We start from the raw sequence: 18,882 nt of genomic DNA, 5'->3' as shown, positions 1-18,882 counted from the left end.
CTCTCCGTTAGGGTTTTTCTTAGACAGTGGGTTTCATTTAGCGCTTGCGGCAGCGAGTGCAGATGTGTTGCAATTCATTTGCGGTTGCAAGTGTTTTATTTGCAACAAATAGAGTCGACGGCAGCGTGTGCCCGAAACGGCGAAGCACGCCTTAAGCCGTTAGTAATTCTAATAAGTCCGCGACGCGGTCATGCAACTGGAGATCTGCAACTTGAAACCCATTATTCGACGCGCCAAAAGAACAGGGAAGCTCGACGCGCTCGCCGCCATGGCCAGTGCGATTGCACTGTTTGCCTCAGCCCACACGTACGCAACCGAAGGCGGAGGTTCGATCTACCCGGTGGGTGTCAACACGATCTTGGCTGGCGTGATGCCGCCTCCAGGAGACTATATTTATGCGTACGGCGCGCGATATGATGCAAGTCACACGCTGGACAGCAACGGAAATGACAAGCCGAACATCAAAAACTTCAACGCCCACGCTAACGCGCTAGCGTTTCGCTATGACCATGTATGGGACGGGGTGACGTTTCTCGGTGCGAATCTTATGACTCGAGTGGGAGTGCCGTTCGTTGATCTGCACTTGAGCTTTGATGTCAGAACACCAAAAGGCATCGTCCACCAAAATGGGGACAACACTGGCCTATCGGACGCTGCCGTCATCCCTTTCGCGTTGGGATGGCACAGCTCATGGCTTCATCAAATGGTGGGCTTCGAATTCTTCTTTCCTACAGGATCTTACGACGTCCATCGGCTTGCTAACGTCGGCAGGCACTACTACACGGTAGCACCCGAGTACTTCTTTACGTTGATCCCGCTCCCGAGCGTGGAGGTGAGCGCAAAGGTCATGTACCTGATCAATTCGCCGAACCATGAGACTAACTACCATTCCGGCAACGAACTGATCATTGATTACAACCTCGGGTATCAAGCGACCCCGAAGATTCAGTTTGGCGCGAACGGCTACTTTTACAAGCAGACCACCGACGACACGGTCAACGGTCTCACGGCTGGAGATGGAAACAAAGGCCAGGTATTGGCGCTCGGCCCGTTTGTGAAATACCAACCGACCAAGTCGCTCGCGTTCGTCCTAAAGTGGCAGCACGAAATGCTGGTGGAAAACCGCACGCGCGGAAACCGCTTTTGGCTGCAAATGGCCTACAAGTTTCGTTAAGCACCACGGTGCGCGGCACCGTCCGCGCACCTTAGCTGTCGCTCGACAGTTCCGTAATATCCATCTCCTCTTCAATGCTGTCTAGGCGTGCGAAGACGTCGTTCAATGTCTTCTTGAACATCTTCAGCGTCGCAGGCGGCAGCTGATTCACGGCGACCTCTTCGAAGTGCTGCGCGATCGGCATGAGCTCGCCAACCAATTTGTCGCCCTGTTTCGTCAGAGCGATAGCGACCGTCCTACCGTTATTTTCAAGCCGGCTACGTGAAACCAGGTTGAGCTTGATCATGGTGCCGATCAGGCGCGACAGCGTCGAAATCTCAATAGTCGTCATCGACGCCAGATCGTTAAGGCGTTGATCAGGGATTTCCCTTAGGGACGCCATCACCCGGTACATCGGCAAGGTCACGCCGTATGACGCAATGCGGCGTGAAAACAGGTCGCCCATCCGAACGCCCACGCGGTTGAGCAGGTAAGGAACAGAGTCGGTCAATTTGTACACAGTTCGCATCCTCACAAGTCATCAACCAATTCTATCAAAACAACTGTTCCATCTGGATTATTTTCATTGTCAACATTTGCGTCTGCAACTATAGTAATTCCCAAGAGGCGCGAATGCCTACTTTAACCAGGAGACAACATGAATGCCCTGCCGTTCACCCAACCGGAAATCGGCGAATCCTTTCGCGCAGCGATGCGCCGTATCGCCTCGACCGTGACCATCGTGACGGCGGCAGACGGATACCGCCGGCACGGTATGACGATGACAGCCGTAAGCTCGCTGTCGATGAACCCGCCCTCAATGATTGTCTGCGTTAACCAGGCGACGTTCCTGCACGACATCCTTCATACGGCCAAGGACTTCTGCATCAACGTACTTCGTCACGATCAATCAACGGTCTCGACCATGTTTAGCGGCAAGGCGTCTCCCGATGAGCGGTTCGCAGTCGGCAACTGGCAGCGTGCGAATGATGTGGATTTCCTGGCCGACGCACAAGCCAATGTTTTTTGTCAGAAAGTCGCCGCACTTCCGTTTGGAACGCACACGATTTTCATCGGAACCGTTACAGACGTGCGGTTGACCGAGGACGACAAACCACTTCTTTATCGCAACGCGACCTACTGCTGATGCGAGATCGCCGCCGCGAGGTGGCTACTGACAACCCCTTGGAGGTGACACCATGATCGTTGAAGAAAGAGAAGTTCAAGCTATCCAGGCCCCTGCCGCTGACCGGCCCAGCGTCGAAGAGCTTCGCAGCCGTATTACATCGTTGAGCCGCACCTTGATTAATCGTGCCGCGCATGTTGAGGCGAACCGCCGCGTCCCGATGGAGAGCATCGAGGAACTGCGCGCCGCCGGATACTTCAACGTCGTTAAGCCGCGTGCTTTCGGTGGCTACGAATACGATTTCTCTAGCCTCGTTGATTTGAACATCGACTTGGCCAAGTGGTGTGCCTCTACAGCCTGGGTGGCGGGACTGCTTGCCGCGCATCAATGGCTCGTCGCGGGTTTTCCCGAACAAGCTCAGCACGACGTTTGGGATCCTAATCCCGACGCTCTCGTGTGTGGTTCATATGCTCCGGCGTGCCAGGCTGAGGCGGTAGACGGTGGCTACGTCATCAGCGGTCGATGGAGCTTCGCAAGCGGATGCGAATGTGCCCAATGGTCATTGTGTTCGGCAGTGCTACCTGCAGGCGGCGACCGTGCAGCGCCAGCGCCTGCATTCTTGCTCGTTCCTTCGACGGACTACTTGATCGAAGACACGTGGCACGTCGTCGGATTGGCCGGAACCGGTAGCAAGACGCTGATTCTGGACAAGGTTTTCGTTCCGGCACATCGCGCGTTGATGTTCTCCGAGACAACGAGCGGCAAGACGCCAGGCGCGCGGCTGTACGCGCACCACCCCGGTTTTTCCGTTCCGATGCTCAGCGCGATTCCCTCGTGTCTAGCGTCGGTCGCCGTCGGTGCCGCTCACGGTGCTTTGGAAGACTATCTGGAGCGTACCAGCCGCCGCGTAACACGCGGCGCCGTCTCCGGGGCCGCGAACAAAATGGCCGAGTTCCCCACCATTCAGTTGCGCGTCGCCGAAGCTGCCGCGAGCTGTGACGCTGCAAAGAAGGTCCTTCTTTCCGACCTGCGCGAGCGGGAGGCGACCGTGAATGAAGGCCGCGATATCACGGTCGAAGAGCGCATCACGAGCCGTCGCGGCCAGGCGTTCTCCGTATCGCTGGCCATCCGCGCGACTGAGGCGCTGAACGCGTCGACTGGAGGCCAGGGCCTGGACCTTTCCCATCCGGTGCAGCGTGCCTGGCGTGATTCGAACGCGGTGGGTCGCCACATCAGCATGAACTGGGACACCGTTGGCACGATGTACGGCCAGATGGCCCTTGGACTGGACCCGAAAGGGCAATATTAAGCGTATCGGAGTTGGAAATGGCTTTCAAGGCAGAACGGAAAATCGCTCTCGAAGAGCACTTTGCGATTGAGGAAACGGTCCAGGACTCAGCCGGCTTTGTGCCCGGTTCGTACTGGGACGAACTTGAACATCGCCTGCTCGATTTGCACGACCGACGCATTCGAGAGATGGACGAAAACGGAATCGAGTTGATGATTCTTTCTCTGAACGCTCCGACGGTTCAGGCAATTCCGAATTCGAAAGCAGCCTACGAGCTGTCCAAACGCGCTAACGACTATCTTGCGGAACAGATTGCGAAGCGCCCGGACCGGTTCAAAGGCTTTGCAGCACTTCCTATGCAGTCGCCGGAACTTGCGACCAGAGAACTCGAGCGTTGTATTGCGGAGCTCGGATTCGTCGGCGCGCTGGTCAACGGATTCTCCCAGAGCGAGACTGACGAGATCCTCTACTACGACCTGCCGCAGTACCGACCCTTCTGGGAGACGGTTGAACGTCTCGATGTGCCGTTCTATCTGCACCCTCGCAACCCGCTGCCCGCGCACGCGCCGATCTACGATGGTCACCCCTGGCTGCTCGGACCCACGTGGGCCTTCGGTCAAGAGACGGCCGTTCACGCGCTGCGTCTGATGGGATCCGGTCTGTTCGATGAATATCCGGACCTGAAGATCATTCTCGGACATATGGGCGAGGGTCTGCCCTACAGCATGTGGCGCGTCGACAACCGGAACGCGTGGGTCAAGACTGCTCCGAATTATCCGGCGAAGAAACCAATCGCTGAATATTTCCATGCAAATTTCTGGCTCACGACGTCGGGCAACTTCCGCACGCAGACGCTCGTCGACGCCATGCTCGAGATTGGCTCTGATCGCATCCTCTTCTCCGCTGACTGGCCGTTCGAAAACGTCGACCATGCCGCTCACTGGTTCGATTCCGCGTCTATCAGCGACAACGATCGAGTGAAGATTGGTCGCACCAACGCCGAGCGACTGTTCAAGTTCGAAAGCTGACCCTACCAATCTGACCGAATGTTCCGGTGCGCACGGTCGACGTACGAGATCGACCGGTGCCCGGCTTAGATACGGAGCGAGACACCATGCAATCGACAGTCATTGACGTACAGGAAGAGTTGGCAGAAGCGAGTATAGGTAAGCTACACATTCGGCTGGGTACCATTCTCGCCCTTCTCACGCTATTTGACGGATACGACACCTTCAATCCGGCGTACGTCATCCACTACGTGCGCGGTCCTTGGGGCTTGACGCTGCAACAGGCTGGAATGCTGGTCTCGAGCGGTTTGATCGGCTTCCTCTGTGGCGCGGCCTCGCACGGAATGCTCGCTGACCGTATCGGGCGAAGAAGCACCCTGATCGCTGGTTTATGGATTACCACGGTTTTTTCGTTGTCAACGGCATTGACAGCGAACTCTTTCCAGAGCTTCTGTGTGCTTCGGGTGTTGACTGGATTAGGTCTTGGCGTCTTGCTGCCCCTTTCGACCACCTATATCAACGAATTGGCACCACGCCGAGCGGCGAATCGGTTTGCATTGTGGGGAGTCGCATTGGGCTGGGCGCTGGGCGGCGCTGCCGCAGGACTCGTGGGCGTTTTTATCACACCCCGTACGGGCTGGCGCGGACTGTACTTCATCGGCTCGCTCTCGGTGTTACTGATTCCGTTTGTCCATTTGTACCTGCCCGAATCGCCAAAGTTCTCGTTGTTGCGCGGCAAAACCGACGCGCTTCGCAATTTTCTGTCGGAGCTTCGTCCGGAAAGAGTGGGGCTTTACCGCGATGCCGAAATCTCGGTTCCACGAACTCCTACACGCGCCCCACTTTCCGCGCTACTGAATGACCAATATCGCAGACTGTCTTTTTCCATCTGGGTGACGAGCTTCTTAAGCCTGTTCTGCATCTTCGGTCTGTCGGCGTGGATCCCAACGCTGATGCTCAACCGAGGAGAGAGCTTCGCGAGCAGTTTTGGATTTGGCGCTTTGATGCAGATCATGTCCTTCGTCGGTGGTCTGGTCTGTGGCCATATTGTCGACAAGCGTGGCGCATCTCGGACTTGGCTGTGTTTGTGGTGGCTTGCTGGAGCGGCGGCGATTCTGAGTCTCGTCTTCTTCCACGATCACCTGACGAACGTTGTCTGCACCGCGATGGCTGGCTTTTGCATCATCGGTGCGCAGTTCGTTCTCAACAACTTTACGGCTGCTTCTTACGACACTAGCTTGCGAGCGACCGCAGTCGGCATGGAGCTTGGAGTGGGCCGCCTCGGCGCGATCTTGGGGCCGTTTATTGGTGGCGCCTTGCAGCAGCACTTCGGTGGTCAAAATGCAATGCTCGTTGCGATGTGCATCGCAGCGGCGGCAGCTGCGATCAGCATCCTGTTCGCTGTGAGCCGCGCGAAGGACCGGTCTACGGCATCCGACGTCGCAAGCGCCGACGCATCCGCGCGCACAGTTTAGACCGCACTCTTCCGGAACTATGATGACAGACGTTTCTCTCGACACTTTGGCACCGTTCGTCTACGACAGCTTGCCGAGTCGCGTGACATTCGGCAGTGGTGCAATTGAGCATGTGAGCGCCGAGGTTCATCGGCTCGGTATCTCACGTGCTCTCATCCTACACGGTTCTCCGCATAACAAAATTGCTGAGGACATTGCCGAGAAACTTGAAGACCGCCACGTCTGTACGTATGGCGGAGCGCAAATGCATACCCCGGTAGCCGTGACCGAGGAAGCACTCGAATTGGTCCACGCGCTGAAGGTTGATGGCATTATTGCTATCGGGGGCGGTTCCACAACCGGTCTGTCAAAAGCTATTGCCTTGCGTACCGACTTGCCGCAGGTCGTGTTGCCCACGACTTACGCTGGGTCGGAAATGACACCGATTCTCGGCGAAACGCAGGACGGTATCAAGGTCACGCAACGGTCCCACAAGGTTCTTCCCGAGAGCGTGATTTACGACGTTGACCTCACTCTGGATCTTCCAGTCGGCATTTCAGGCGTGAGTGGAATGAACGCGATTGCGCACTCAGTCGAAGCGCTATACGCAAAAGATGCGAACCCCGTCATCAGTGCTCTCGCGATCGAGAGCATCCGCGCATTGGTGCGCGCTCTGCCTGTCATCCGGTCGGAGCCGAAGAACGTCGCCGCACGCAGCCAGGCGTTGTACGGCGCTTGGCTCGCCGGAATGTGCCTGGGCTCGGTCGGCATGGCCTTGCATCACAAGCTTTGTCACACACTGGGCGGCAGTTTCAATTTGCCACACGCGGAGACTCATGCGGTGATATTGCCCCACGCCCTCGCCTACAACGCTCCGTCAATTCCTGAGGTAATGGAGCGGTTGTCTCGGGCATTGCAGGTCCCAGATGCCGCTCGCGCCCTGTACGAAGTCAACATCGCGGTGGGTGCGCCGACATCACTCGCGGTTATCGGGATGCCCGAAGAAGGTGTCGAGAAGGCGGTCGAGTTGACGCTTTCGAATGCTTATTGGAATCCTCGCCCCCTTGAGCGTCAGGCTCTGCGCGAACTGCTCAATCGCGCTCATCTAGGACTGCCTCCGCAAAGCGCCTCAGACGCCACTGACGCGTGATTTAGGAACCAAATCATGACCACTAAAGTGCAACGCAAGTTTCCCCTTTTTCGCGAGGAGGACTCCGCCGAGATTGTCAACGCGCGCATCGGCCCGAATGTCGACGCGCGTACTCGCCAGATTGCGGAGACAGTCGTTCGGCACCTCCACGCCGCCGTCAAGGAAATCGAACCCAGCCATGAAGAGTGGCTGGCCGCTATCAAATTCTTGACCGATACCGGCCATAGGTGCACCGACTGGCGACAGGAATTCATCCTGCTGTCCGACGTGCTCGGCGTTTCAATGCTGGTCGACGCAATCAACCACCGGCGTCCCGGGAAAGCCACGGAGAACACTATTCTGGGACCATTCTTTGTAGAAGGCATTGGCTTTTCCGAGAACGGCACAAATATCTGCAAGGATGGAAAGGGTGAACCACTGGTCGTCCGCGCGTCCGTAAAAGATACGGACGGAACTCCCGTTGCCGGAGCAATCATCGACGTTTGGCAGACCAACGATGACGGTTTTTACGACGTGCAGCAGCAAGGAATCCAACCTGAGGGAAATCTGCGCGGAAAATTTGCGACCGATGCCAACGGGTGCTTCTGGTTCCGGTCTGTCAAGCCGCGCGACTACCCTATTCCGTCCGACGGGCCGGTGGGAAAGCTTTTGAGCCAACTCGGACGCCACCCAAACCGGGCCGCTCATATTCACTTTATCGTGACAGCGGATGGTTTCGATACGGTCATCACGCATATCTTCTCGCCAGACTGCCCCTACTTGGCCGAAGACACGGTGTTCGGTGTCAAAGACAGCCTGATTGGCGACTTCAAGAGCAACTCAGACGCAACAGAGGCTCAGTCGCTTGGCTTTACTGCTCCGTTCTGGTCGGTCGAACAGGACTTCGTCCTTAAGCGTTCAGCATAGAAATTGCATTAGTTAAGTCCCCGTTTGCGGCGGTCTCTTGCCTTCTGGGCCGTGTTGGGAGACCGTCGCTTTTTACATCCACCTTCCGTTGCTCAGTTCGAATACATCGAGCCCGCGGACGTATTCACCGGTTCGGTCCGCAAGGCGCCACTGCACATAGTCCATCTATCTTTCGCAACCTCAGTTAGTAAATCGAATCGTCAGCACGAAAGCTAAACGTACCGAAATGGCGCGGTTGCCTTCTGCCAGCCGTTTCGTTGTACTGATAAGTGGCGTGGTGGCCTTTGCAGCGCTCAAAAAGGGTAAACGCCACTTTTACTCATTTGCAAACGCAACTATCGTAAATGCTCAGTCGCAGCTGGTTTCCCCGTACAGCGGGACCGGTATCTCGACCAAAACAACGGAGGCAATAGATGCACGATCTTGCGAAGCGTTACTACACCGCGATGGTTCTACCGACCAATCCCGACTACACAATCGATGAGAACGGTTTGAGGAAATTGACGCGATACTTCGTCGACCATGATTTCGCGAAAGTCGGTGGGCTGATCGTCAACCCCGAAGCAGGAGAAGTGTTCTACCTTGATCGCAAGGAGAAACAGAGAGCCATCGAAATCGTTCTGGAAGAAAGCAACGGCGCGATGCCGGTGTTTGCCGGGCTGTATGGGTCATCGACCGCCGATTTGCTCGACGTGACCCGCGACGCGAAAGCGATGGGCGTGGACGGGATCTTCGTCATTCCGCCCGGTGGCGCGATGGACATCACGTATAGCTGGGACGCGAGCAAGTATCCCGAGGTCTGGCTCGACCAAATCAAAGAGCAAGACCGTGCCGTCGACTTGCCGATCATGACGCATCCCATCGCGCCCCCTTCGCCGAAGTTCGGAATCGGTCTTCCGCTGGAACCGACCCTCAAGATTTGTAAAGAGGTTCCAAATATCATCGGCTGGAAAATGACGTACAGCTACGACGGTTATCGCGTGATCGCCCGTGCGCTTCGCGAACAGACCGATGTCGGAATCATGGGAGCGCCGGCGCATTTCTTCCACGAAGCACAAGCCACAGGGCAAATGGACGGAACTGTCTCCGGCTGCTGGTGCTATGCAATGGAGCCCATGCTTGAGCACTTGCAGGCGTGGCAGCGCGGCGACTTGAAGCGCGCCAGGGAGATTTGGGACAGTGGCCTCGCCGCTTTGCATGAATACATCTTCGCAGAATGGGGCCGTGTCCACGTGCGTTACAAGGTCGCTAGCTGGCTGCGCGGCCTGACTTCGCATCCTCGCATGCGCCCTCCGATGCCAGAGCCGCGCGAGGAAGAGGTATTAACCATTCGCTCCTTGTTGCTCGCGCTCGGTTTGTCGGTCATCGAAGCAGAGAAGCAAGCAGTAGCAGCTTAAGGCAGCCTCCAACCAACGGTCGGTCACAGCCGACCGTTTTGCTCATTTGGAACACCATGCGCTTCTCTATTGACGAAATCCCGGGCAGCAGTATCCCTGCTACCGCAGACGGCTTGCTGGCACGGCTTGAACGTATTCCGACGTCTATGTGGCACGTTCGCACCCGTATGATTGTTGGTGTCGCGACGTTCTTTGATGCGTTCGACATTCTTGCTCTGGCATTTGTGTTGCCCGCGTTGATGCGTGACTGGCATTTGACCACTGCACAGGCAGGCCTGTTGATTTCAGCAGGATTTGCAGGACAGTTCGTCGGCGCTTTCGTGTTTGGTGCGCTCGCTGAGAGAATTGGCCGAATTCCGACCATCACTATAAGCGTGGCGTTGTTTTCCATTGCAAGCGTTCTTTGCGCATTTACAAATAGCGCTGCCGTGCTCATGATGCTACGCGCCGTCCAGGGAATCGGGCTCGGCGGGGAAGTGCCCGTGGCTGCGACGTACGTCAACGAACTGACGAAGTCACATAAGCGCGGCCGTTTCATTCTGCTGTACGAGATTATATTTCCCGTCGGAATCGTGTTTGCCGGCTTGCTCGGCACTTGGTTGGTGCCTACATACGGCTGGCGCTATATGTTCCTCGTGGGCGGTCTGCCCGCTATCCTTACGCTCTTCATGACCCGTCTGCTGCCCGAATCACCGCGTTGGATGATTAATAAGGGGAAACTAGCTGAGGCGGAAGCCGTCATTGTGACTATCGAGGCTGCATCCTTGTCTTCGAGCGCGGATGTAGTGAGCGTAGCGGGCACCAGCCCCACCTCTCGCCCATCCACGCCATCTGCCGGGAATGCCCCGGCTGGCGCGCCGAAACCTGTAAAGCTTGAGATTCTGTCCCGATTCTATCGAAGAAGGACGCTCGTGATCTGGTCGCTCTGGTTCTCTTCGGCTTTCGTAGTGTACGGGCTTGTCAGCTGGCTTCCCACCATCTACACGACCGTGTACTCGGTGCCAGTCAACGAAGCGTTGCTCTTCGGATTGGTGACCAACGTTGCAGGCCTTCTCGGAACAGTGTGCTGCGCGTTGCTTATCGACTGGTCCGGCCGACGTATGTGGTTCAAGGGCGCTTTTGCTTTCGGTGCCTTGACGCTGCTGCTCACCGCCAAGGCCACAAGCCTCTGGCTCGTTGTAATCCTCGCATCGGCGAGTTACTTCTTCATCAACACCACCGCACTCGCACTTTATGTCTACACCCCGGAGTGCTATCCCACGCGGTTCCGCGCATTTGGTACGAGCGTGGCGACCGCCTGGCAGCGCGTGGCGGCCGTGATCGGTCCTCTTTTTGTTGGAAAGCTCATGGGCGGCCAGCAGGTCACCCACGTGTTTGGCCTTTATTGTTTCATAAGCTTGCTTGGCCTCGCCGCTTCCTTCGCGATCACCGAAACGGCCAACAGATCACTTGAAGAATTGTCGCCTTGAGCACACTGGGCCGATGGTTTCTGGGCCTTTTGCCTCGCACGGCGGCGCTTACGTATGGTTGAGACCAGACTCGCTATTTCAGAACACAAAGCTGATTCAAGTTAATATTGCAGCTGTTTCATGCACAATCAAATAAACGCATTTTTGAGGGCGATCATGAAAACAGATCGTGATGCGATTGAAAAATCCATAGGCGTCCTTAAACCGGGGAGCAAGGTTGTGTCTCTCATCGGGGCGCCGGACGCAGCATTCGCCGTGCTCGCGGGCTGACCTTCAGTCTCGCGGTGTTCGGGCTAATGAGCCGCAAGATCATGCGGCTTGCCAACACGCGGGTTGTGACGTGTCCATTTCTCTTCGTACGCCCTGATGGAACCCAGCTCTCGGAAATTGGCAAACTCCTCAAGTCAGAACAGGTTCGTGCAGTGATTGATGTGGTCTCCGCACCTGCGGGGCATGGCAATGAACCATAGACGCCCTCGCAGGAAATTCGAGTTCGCAGTTCGTAAACCGCGTCGGGAAAGGTTCAGCCGCCGGCGGAAAAACACAACGAGACAGCCAGCGGCGGATAGCCTTTCTTTTGTGCCATTTCGGTCGATGACGATCTAACTCAAACAATCATGAGCCTCTCCCTACTTGAATGTCTTGCAACCGGGCTGTCCGCCGCGTGCGTGACCGCACTCGTTGCGTTCACACTTGTTGTTCGCCGCGCGCGCGCAGATAACATCACCAAAGAACGAACGAAACCGCGAGCACACGTTCGCGAGGTTGCAGATGAGCTAGCGCACGCGGTTGAAACCGTTGACCGCTTCCGCATCCGCCGGAGCGCGCACACGCTAAAGCTTCTGCTCAACCCGTTCGAGGTTGAGGACGAACAGATTGTATCTACGGTGATGCGACTAGCTGATTGCTCTCTCGACAAAAGGCACGAGGTTCTCAGTGAGGTAACAACGCGGCTTGCGCTTCTCTTGCAGCATGACTGGGAGCAGTGCAAGTATGAGACACAACTATGGACGCCACGACGGGGCGCACCCAAGCGGATCTGTTTCGCACCCTCCATCAAAGACGTCGTCACCGAGCGCCGGCAAACAGAAGCAGTCGTCAGGGCTTTCGATCTTCGTCTCAAGTGCGCTGCTCCTCTTTGTGGCAGCAACACTGTTCTTTCTATCGGCCGAGTTGAGCGACGTCTTCAAGGAAGCTATCGTGTACTTTAATGATCCGGGCCACCGCCATAGTATGCGTGAGTGGGCGGGATTTTATGGTTTGGTAGTTATGGTTGGCTGTGCCTGGCTACCGCTTTATCTAGTTTTCAAGGTTTGCCAAAAAAAGCTTGTTGATGCGGGCGTTCGCAGCATCTAGCGCTGAGACGTGAATGCGATGCAACGACTAGACAACGACCGAGCCTTCAACACCGACTGTCAATTCCGAAGGGGCCAGAATCGGGCCTATGATGGTTCCAACGGCGTCCGCCTCTGGATCAGCCAGTAACTGCCAGTTCACTCGCACCACACGTCGCACGGTGCATGCCGTAGGGACAGGCTGCCCCCGGCTGGTGGAAGCGTCGGGTACCTGAGGCTTTTCGCGCAAAGGCATCACTTTTCAGCTAGTCGAGGTGTCGTCCGAACGAGCCAAATCCTCACCGTACGAGCAGGCCATACTATACTTTTGGGGCGAGCAGACTGCCAATGGCGCAACGGGGGCGACGATAGGGCACATTTCCTGCGCAGCGGAATCATTCCATCGAACAGTCCATCGCAAGTGACCTTCCTCCCGAAACGCGCAGCGCAACTATTACGCTTGTCTGTTCCTCTCGCGGCGATGGAGGTTCCCGTCGCCGCGAGCGTCGCGATCGATACCATCGTGCTCGGCCGGATCGGTGCGCGCCATCGCAGCCGGCGGAATCGGCTCCGCGGTATTTGTATTCGTGGCGTCGGTTGGCGTTAGCATCATTTCTTCGGTAGGGCATGAAGCCGCTTATCGGGTCGGAAGAAAAGACTGGCGCGGGATGTCTAGTGTGCTTTCCGGCGGAGTTGCGCTCGCTTGCGTGCTTGGCCTCGTCGCGACCCTTGCGCTGCTCGCGTCAGCCTGGTGTAGCGACAGCGAATCGTCAGCGTCGAGTGAGACATCGGGGCACCGCAGAAAAAGGGAATCGGACGCGCCGTCGACCTCCGCGAGGCGGTACAGCGCGACGGATATCCACGGGCGCTGACCACCTTTCGATCGTAGTCACTAACCAGAACAGCTCTGGAAGAGCGCCGCCGTGCCGAAATCGAAGCCGCTCGCGCTCAGAGTGATCAAGCGGCGGCGTCTTCCGCGTCCGCTTCTGGATCCGTTCCGTCTTCCACATCCTCTGAATCGTCCACCTCGAACACCCCTTCGAGGTAAGCTGCGTACTGCTCCTGCAAATATTTGAGCGCCGCTGGCTTGTCCACCTCGATTTGCAGGCTGTCCTGGAAAAACTTCATGCGCGCACGATTCTCGTCGAGGATCTGCGCCCACGTCTTCGCATAGATGGTCAGGTCTGTGTCCGGATTCTTGTGGAGGATGCCCGATTCGCCCACTAACTTCTCGACGTAGGGGGTCAGTTCGTCGCTGATCACCCAGAAGTTCCATGTGACGCCAACCTTCGAAAAGCGCGGGTCGTCCATGACCGAGAACGCGTAGCCTTGGATCTGCGTCACCTCCTCGTGACCGATCTTGACCTTGGGCGCTTTCAGTTCGACGACCAGATGCGTCAACTGGTTGGCGCGGTGTCGCTTCGTCGCCTTTGAGAGCATCAGGTCCAGAATGCCCTGCTTCTGATAGACGTGCTTTACCGGTTCGTCGATCACAACCTCTGTCTTCAGTTCCTTCTTGTGCTCGATCAGCGCTGCGGTCAGCGACTGATCGTTGACCGACAGGCTGAACTCCTCGCCAAACAACCATGTGTTCTGCGCGATGATCTTGTGCAACTGCGTGCGTTCTTTCAAACGCTTCTTGGGCTCGGCGTCGAAGAGCACAGCCTCGAGCCCGTTGAGAAACTTGATGCGGTCGGCCACGACCTTGGCAGCGCTGATGATCGACGACAACGAGGTTTCGCGCAGCAGTTGCGCCAGTTCTTCCCGCTTCCGCTTCGGGAGGAGCAGCACCTCTTCCATGATGACCTGCAAGTCCTCCGGGCTGCGTTCGATCGCCTGTCGAAGCATCCGCAGTTGGAACTTCCGGTTTTTTGGTTGCGTGGTCTTGAAGTCCGGCAAGTGTCGCGCGACGTTGGTCGCCACAATGTCGAACACCTGGCGCTCGACCTTCTCGACTGGCGTCTCCGGTTCTCCCGGGAACGGATAGACGTCCTGCTCCTTCCATTCCTCGACAACCGAACGGGCTTCCTCGGCCGCGCGGGTGCGAAAGTAATCCTTGATCGCTTGCTGAGCTTCGGTGATCGCCGCAACGATCGCAGGCTGCATCTCTGCGAGATCGACGTTCCCCTCCTTCTGCGCCTGGTCAAAGTACGGCGAATAAACATAGCCGGTGAACTTGAACCGACCTAGGATATGGAAGCGCTTCTCGACTTGAACGAGCGGGAATCGCTTCTCGTTGCATAGGTATAGCGCCCGCTCACCCGCTGTCTTCCACTCAATGATGTGCAAGCGCGCCGCGTATTCTTTGCCATCGATCTCGATGTCGGCCAGGTTTACCGATTTGCGTCCTTCGATGGCCGTGGCCGGATTGATGGCTGTGCCATCAAGGACGATCTTCGCCGCTTCATAATCGGACAGGTACAGCGCGAAGATTTCGGTCAACTCCTGACGTCCGTCCTCCGTGCTGAAAGTCCGGAAATCCCTGACCGGATCGCTGATGGTCAGGTCCACGCCGGTCGGTGAATCGATGTCCACCTCTGCCTCCTCGCCGATGGACACATGCCCAATGTCGAGCGCCGTCATGCGAATTGTGTACGACCAGCGCTTTCCGTCACGCTCATAGCAGACCAGCCATTCCGCAATGTTGCCCAGCGCGAACGCCTTGAACCGCCCGCGACCTTCCTGCCCATGCAGGAGCCTGCCGCTGGCGGTGTGCGTTTTGAACTTTTTCCAGGATCCGCCGAGCGAGGTGAAGCGGGCTTCTGCAACATCTCGCGGCAGGCCTTCGCCGTTGTCGCGGACGAGGATGGTGTCAAGCGACCCGAGTTCATTGTACTGGAACGAAACCTCAACTGAGGTCGCGTCGGCGTCGAACGCGTTCCAAATGAGTTCGGCGAGCGCGGGGACGGGCTTCGCATGCGTGACCCGTTGCAAGAAATCTGGCTCGACCTTAACCGCATATTTCTTCGCCACCATCGCCCTGCTCTCCCGTTTTGTGGTCGGTGTCGACCATCGCTTTTTCCGTTCTCGCAACATTCTACAGGCGGTCTGCGACAGTGGACGGAACGAACCGTACGTATAACCGGAAAGCGGGAGTTTGTGCTTCGAGACGTGGCAGCGCCAGGCCGGCGTGCCCGACGAAACTAGCCTGAAGAGTGTCTTCAAAAATGAAGGTTTCGTGCAGGGGTACCGCGCGGCCGCTCGAAGACCGGCCGTTTGAGATGCGCCGCAGATGTTGCTTGCTGTGTTCTTATCGGCGGTCGTTGAAGCTGGTAGATGGATTGCAACGCGGCGCGAGCGTGCACCCCCGCGCGGTTGGTCCGAAAGCTAGTTCAATCCTGATAATCGTTATTAGCAGGATTGCGGTCATAAGGACGCACTGTGGAATTCATGTCCGGATGGAGGCCGATCCCGATAGAGCATCGAGCCGGCGCCAAAACGTGCCGCCGGTGACCTCTCGTCAATCTGCCGTTGATGCCGTCCCGGAACCGGCCGACGACCGACGCTGTTCGAGTTCGATACGGGTTCGTTCGATCTCGGCGGCGATCAGAGCTTCATCGGGGAGCACCGTCTGGTACTCGGCCGCAACAATCTTGTTCGGCAGGTTTTCGAGTGCATACCGCGCCTCTGCCGCGCCTTTGTGTGCACACAGAATCAGCCCGACCGGCGGATTTTCGCCTGGCTTGACCCAGTGCTCGCGCGCGTAATTCAGATAGAGATGCATCTGGCCCGCATCGGCATAGCTGAATTTACCCACCTTCAGGTCGATGATTACCAGACATCGCAGGCGGCGGTGGAAGAACACCAGATCGACGCGAAACCACGTGTCGTCGATCCGCAGACGTCGCTGCCGGCCGACAAATGCGAAGTCGTCGCCAAGCTCGAGCAGGAAGTCCGTGAGACGCTGGATCAGCGCCGCCTCGAGGTCCGACTCCGAATACTCGTCTTTCAGATCAAGAAACTCGAGCACGAACGGGTCGCGGATCGCCTCCTCAGGCGTGAGAAGCTCACCCGGATGGACAGCAGCGGCTTTTCTGAGCAGCGCCGCCTTGTTGCGCGATAGCGCCAGCCGCTCGTAAAGCTGGCTGCTGACTTGGCGGTCGAGCTGGCGCACCGACCAGCCTTCGCGCAACGCCTCCGTTTCATAGAAAGTGCGCGCGGCCGCCGTCTTTACTGATAGCAGTCGCACATAGGCAGACCACGGCAGGGTGAAACGGGTGGCGAGCGCCATGTATTCGGGCGCCCTTGCCGTGGCGTCTACTGCGTCTTTCGCCGGCCGAGATTTTCCAGACAGTGTCTGGACAGTTCCCGCCGTGGCCGATTTTCCAGACACCGTCTGGAAAATCTGCTCCTCGGGCCACGCAAGGTAGAAAGCCCGCATGCTCGCCAGATTGGCTTTGCCGAATCCGCGTCCGAAACGGCGCGTCAGGTCATCCGCGAGCCGGGCGATCAGCGCCTGTCCATAGCCCGCGCGCGCCTGCCCGCCCTGCTCGCTGGCTACGATTCGCCGCCCGATCTCCCAGTAGGCGGCCGTCATCACCGCGTTGACGTTGCGAGCCGCCGCACTTCGCGCCGACTCGACGACACTCACCACTTCCTTATGCAATCCCGCGTAGCCGCCGGGCCCGATCGCCACCTTCGTCATGACACTTTGACGACATCCTTGAACGCTTTGCCGGCCGTGCACTTGACCGTCTTTGCGGCAGCAATCTGAATCTCCGCACCGGTGGCGGGATTTCGGCCGGTCCGCGCTGCGCGCTGACCCGTCGAAAACGAGCCGAAGCCGATCAGCTGCACCGTATCGCCCTGCGTGACCGCGGTGGTGATGGCGCCGATTAGCGCGTCGAGCGTTTCGGCGGCCGCCGCCTTGCTCGCGCCCGTCTTCGGGGCGACGGCATCAACGAGTTCCTGTTTGTTCATGGAGGCTCCTTGGGGGTGAGATGGATGCCGCCACCCTACCCGATCCGCGTGCGTCCGCGCAATCGGTGCAGCTAGACAGGACATAAGGCCGTGCCACTGCTCCTGCCTCCGCCGTTCCAAGCGCGGATCAACCGCGACATTTTGGATACGCGGATTAGCTTCAATCCTGATAAGTCGTATTAGCAGGATTGGCCGAAGCGCACCAAGCTGCGTCGCAGGTGCCATGGCGCCTGCGAAAGGGTCTCTGGCCCCGCGGAAGCAGAGCGACCGCCAAAAGCGGCCACGCTGGCGAGCAATCGCGGCGGCGCATCTGACTCTGGTGTGCGTCAAATCGATTGAGGCGTCAATGAATGTCCGGAAACGAAGGGTATGAAAGCCACAACTTTCATTCCCTCCATTTTCGTCCAGGTGCCAGCGGCCGTCCCGGGTTGACTCGTTCTCGCGCCTCATGTTGCGCAGTGGACCCGCATCAAGGTCCAGCGTGATCTCGAACTTGTCACCTCGCGTTGACCGCATCCTTGAAGGCCTTGCCCGCGGTGAACTTGACGGTCTCCGCCGCAGGGATCTGGATCTCGGCGCCGGTAGAAGGATTAGGTCCTACGCGCGCAGCGCGTGCCCCGGTCGAAAACGAGCCGAAGCCGACGAGCTGAACGGCGTCCCCTTTCGTGACCGCCTTCGTCACGGTCCCGATGAAGGCGTCGATTGCGTCCGCGGCGGCCGCCTTGGTCTGCCCCGTTGCGGCGGCGACGGCGTCCACCAGTTCCTGCTTGTTCATGTTTCTTTCCTTTTCAAGGTTTGCGGTGCCGCCACCCTACCCCATTGGTCCGCCGCCATGCAACCGCAGCTGGCATCAGGTTTCCACCGGATGCGAAAGGCAAAGATGTACCGGCACGTGCTGATCGCGGCTGCGGCCAGAAACGAACGCGCGAGCGTGCCGCTAGTCAGTATTGATAACTGCTATTACCAATACTGTATTTAATGCTCTAGATCTGGGGTCGCCGCGCTCAACCCGGGCGCCGACGGCCCTTCCGCCCAGCGGTTCATCTGCGCGGTTAGACGTGATGGTGACCGGTGCCTTCCCCACCTATCGCTGCCGCGCGCGCAGCATCCGCATCGGCCAGAGCGCCCGCACCCGGAAACGACGACAAATACCGCATGGACTGGTGACGGTCGTCGAACCCGGAAGCTGACGCCTGCTCCATAAACCTTCAGCGGTCAGCCCCGGCAGGTCGGACTGGACGGCGGGCCTCTTTCGGTGATCGAGGTAACGCGTAGGACAGAACAGATATAAGGCGGTGTCCGCGGCCAAAATGTTGCCCACATATGTTGACCGTCCGTATAGCCTCTGCCCACATCCTTGCAGACGGATGCTTGCCGTCGAGGGAGAGGCATAGTCGCCAGACCGTTAGTTGCGTCAGAGCGGTCGACGTGCGTACACAAAGTGAGTCCTACGGGAACGTATTGGACAGAGCTGCGCGGAATGCACGAGCTGGCTTTGCAAGCCCGAGGTGCTGAACCGATTCCGGGCGCAGCCCCCGTACTTCAAAGGGAGTGTTACTCCCGCAGAGCGCAGAATGCACGCGCTGATTGCGGTTTTAACGGGGATTCTCGAGCGCAGTAACAACGGCCTTCTAACGACTCCGGGTCGTCATTGATATTGCTGCCAATGCGCCCCATT

Annotated in this window: 15 protein-coding genes and 1 pseudogene; 11 read left to right on the top strand and 5 right to left on the bottom strand. The window is 57.8% G+C overall.

Annotated elements, in window-relative coordinates:
- The first annotated feature begins 211 nt into the window (after nt 1-211).
- A complete protein-coding gene (locus tag OH764_RS35485) occupies nt 212-1,174 on the top strand; it encodes a SphA family protein (RefSeq protein WP_498851944.1) in 963 nt (320 codons plus the stop codon).
- 31 nt (nt 1,175-1,205) lie between these two features.
- Here OH764_RS35485 and OH764_RS35480 read toward each other — a convergent pair whose 3' ends face one another.
- Nucleotides 1,206-1,682: a MarR family winged helix-turn-helix transcriptional regulator gene (locus OH764_RS35480; protein WP_498851943.1), complete on the bottom strand. Its 477-nt coding sequence runs from the start codon at nt 1,680-1,682 to the stop codon at nt 1,206-1,208.
- 129 nt (nt 1,683-1,811) lie between these two features.
- Here OH764_RS35480 and OH764_RS35475 point away from each other — a divergent pair, with 129 nt between their 5' ends.
- The 10 genes and pseudogenes from OH764_RS35475 to OH764_RS35430 all read left to right on the top strand — a co-directional run bounded on the left by OH764_RS35475 (nt 1,812) and on the right by OH764_RS35430 (nt 12,306).
- Nucleotides 1,812-2,300, top strand: a complete 489-nt coding sequence (locus OH764_RS35475) for a flavin reductase family protein (RefSeq protein ID WP_498851942.1) — start codon at nt 1,812-1,814, stop codon at nt 2,298-2,300.
- A 52-nt stretch (nt 2,301-2,352) separates the two neighbouring features.
- The gene (locus OH764_RS35470) at nt 2,353-3,588 is read left to right on the top strand and encodes an acyl-CoA dehydrogenase family protein (RefSeq protein ID WP_498851941.1); all 1,236 of its coding nucleotides are present in this window, start codon (nt 2,353-2,355) and stop codon (nt 3,586-3,588) included.
- A 17-nt stretch (nt 3,589-3,605) separates the two neighbouring features.
- Nucleotides 3,606-4,595: an amidohydrolase family protein gene (locus tag OH764_RS35465; RefSeq protein WP_498851940.1), complete on the top strand. Its 990-nt coding sequence runs from the start codon at nt 3,606-3,608 to the stop codon at nt 4,593-4,595.
- Nucleotides 4,596-4,681: 86 nt separating this feature from the next.
- The gene (locus OH764_RS35460; protein ID WP_498851939.1) at nt 4,682-6,049 is read left to right on the top strand and encodes an MFS transporter; all 1,368 of its coding nucleotides are present in this window, start codon (nt 4,682-4,684) and stop codon (nt 6,047-6,049) included.
- A 19-nt stretch (nt 6,050-6,068) separates the two neighbouring features.
- A complete protein-coding gene (locus OH764_RS35455) occupies nt 6,069-7,178 on the top strand; it encodes a maleylacetate reductase (RefSeq protein WP_498851938.1) in 1,110 nt (369 codons plus the stop codon).
- Between the two features lie 15 nt (nt 7,179-7,193).
- The gene (locus OH764_RS35450; protein WP_498851937.1) at nt 7,194-8,084 is read left to right on the top strand and encodes an intradiol ring-cleavage dioxygenase; all 891 of its coding nucleotides are present in this window, start codon (nt 7,194-7,196) and stop codon (nt 8,082-8,084) included.
- Nucleotides 8,085-8,497: 413 nt separating this feature from the next.
- A complete protein-coding gene (locus OH764_RS35445; protein ID WP_498851936.1) occupies nt 8,498-9,481 on the top strand; it encodes a dihydrodipicolinate synthase family protein in 984 nt (327 codons plus the stop codon).
- 56 nt (nt 9,482-9,537) lie between these two features.
- The gene (locus OH764_RS35440; RefSeq protein ID WP_498851935.1) at nt 9,538-10,950 is read left to right on the top strand and encodes an MFS transporter; all 1,413 of its coding nucleotides are present in this window, start codon (nt 9,538-9,540) and stop codon (nt 10,948-10,950) included.
- 171 nt (nt 10,951-11,121) lie between these two features.
- Nucleotides 11,122-11,420, top strand: a pseudogene (locus OH764_RS35435) (NADP-dependent oxidoreductase); the annotation flags it as partial.
- A gap of 523 nt (nt 11,421-11,943) precedes the next feature.
- On the top strand, nt 11,944-12,306 hold the full coding sequence (locus tag OH764_RS35430; protein WP_498851934.1) for a hypothetical protein: 363 nt from the start codon (nt 11,944-11,946) through the stop codon (nt 12,304-12,306).
- A gap of 935 nt (nt 12,307-13,241) precedes the next feature.
- On the opposite strand, the gene OH764_RS35425 is transcribed toward OH764_RS35430, so the two are convergent.
- From OH764_RS35425 to OH764_RS35410, 4 genes are all read right to left on the bottom strand, one after another.
- Nucleotides 13,242-15,260 (bottom strand): ATP-binding protein, encoded by a 2,019-nt coding sequence (locus OH764_RS35425; protein WP_498851933.1) that lies wholly within the window; start codon nt 15,258-15,260, stop codon nt 13,242-13,244.
- A 484-nt stretch (nt 15,261-15,744) separates the two neighbouring features.
- On the bottom strand, nt 15,745-16,929 hold the full coding sequence (locus OH764_RS35420; RefSeq protein WP_498851932.1) for a PDDEXK nuclease domain-containing protein: 1,185 nt from the start codon (nt 16,927-16,929) through the stop codon (nt 15,745-15,747).
- Complete coding sequence (locus OH764_RS35415) at nt 16,926-17,204, bottom strand: HU family DNA-binding protein (RefSeq protein WP_498851931.1); 279 nt, start codon at nt 17,202-17,204, stop codon at nt 16,926-16,928. The genes OH764_RS35420 and OH764_RS35415 overlap by 4 nt, the downstream gene beginning before the upstream one ends.
- Nucleotides 17,205-17,700: 496 nt before the next feature.
- The gene (locus OH764_RS35410; RefSeq protein ID WP_498851930.1) at nt 17,701-17,979 is read right to left on the bottom strand and encodes an HU family DNA-binding protein; all 279 of its coding nucleotides are present in this window, start codon (nt 17,977-17,979) and stop codon (nt 17,701-17,703) included.
- Nucleotides 17,980-18,882: the final 903 nt, after the last annotated feature.

The organism is Burkholderia sp. M6-3 (assembly GCF_050858985.1).
GTDB classification, from domain to species: domain Bacteria; phylum Pseudomonadota; class Gammaproteobacteria; order Burkholderiales; family Burkholderiaceae; genus Paraburkholderia; species Paraburkholderia caledonica.
The sequence above is the reverse complement of the archived record's forward strand: the minus strand, read 5'-3'. Positions and strand labels throughout refer to the sequence as shown.

Bases quoted from the DNA above. Each gene is read 5' to 3' on its own strand.
- OH764_RS35480 (WP_498851943.1), bottom strand. From the start codon at position 1,682: ATGCGAACTGTGTACAAATTGACCGACTCTGTTCCTTACCTGCTCAAC.
- OH764_RS35475 (WP_498851942.1), top strand. From the start codon at position 1,812: ATGAATGCCCTGCCGTTCACCCAACCGGAAATCGGCGAATCCTTTCGC.
- OH764_RS35470 (WP_498851941.1), top strand. From the start codon at position 2,353: ATGATCGTTGAAGAAAGAGAAGTTCAAGCTATCCAGGCCCCTGCCGCT.
- OH764_RS35465 (WP_498851940.1), top strand. From the start codon at position 3,606: ATGGCTTTCAAGGCAGAACGGAAAATCGCTCTCGAAGAGCACTTTGCG.
- OH764_RS35460 (WP_498851939.1), top strand. From the start codon at position 4,682: ATGCAATCGACAGTCATTGACGTACAGGAAGAGTTGGCAGAAGCGAGT.
- OH764_RS35455 (WP_498851938.1), top strand. From the start codon at position 6,069: ATGATGACAGACGTTTCTCTCGACACTTTGGCACCGTTCGTCTACGAC.
- OH764_RS35450 (WP_498851937.1), top strand. From the start codon at position 7,194: ATGACCACTAAAGTGCAACGCAAGTTTCCCCTTTTTCGCGAGGAGGAC.
- OH764_RS35445 (WP_498851936.1), top strand. From the start codon at position 8,498: ATGCACGATCTTGCGAAGCGTTACTACACCGCGATGGTTCTACCGACC.
- OH764_RS35440 (WP_498851935.1), top strand. From the start codon at position 9,538: ATGCGCTTCTCTATTGACGAAATCCCGGGCAGCAGTATCCCTGCTACC.
- OH764_RS35430 (WP_498851934.1), top strand. From the start codon at position 11,944: ATGAGACACAACTATGGACGCCACGACGGGGCGCACCCAAGCGGATCT.
- OH764_RS35425 (WP_498851933.1), bottom strand. From the start codon at position 15,260: ATGGTGGCGAAGAAATATGCGGTTAAGGTCGAGCCAGATTTCTTGCAA.
- OH764_RS35420 (WP_498851932.1), bottom strand. From the start codon at position 16,929: ATGACGAAGGTGGCGATCGGGCCCGGCGGCTACGCGGGATTGCATAAG.
- OH764_RS35415 (WP_498851931.1), bottom strand. From the start codon at position 17,204: ATGAACAAACAGGAACTCGTTGATGCCGTCGCCCCGAAGACGGGCGCG.
- OH764_RS35410 (WP_498851930.1), bottom strand. From the start codon at position 17,979: ATGAACAAGCAGGAACTGGTGGACGCCGTCGCCGCCGCAACGGGGCAG.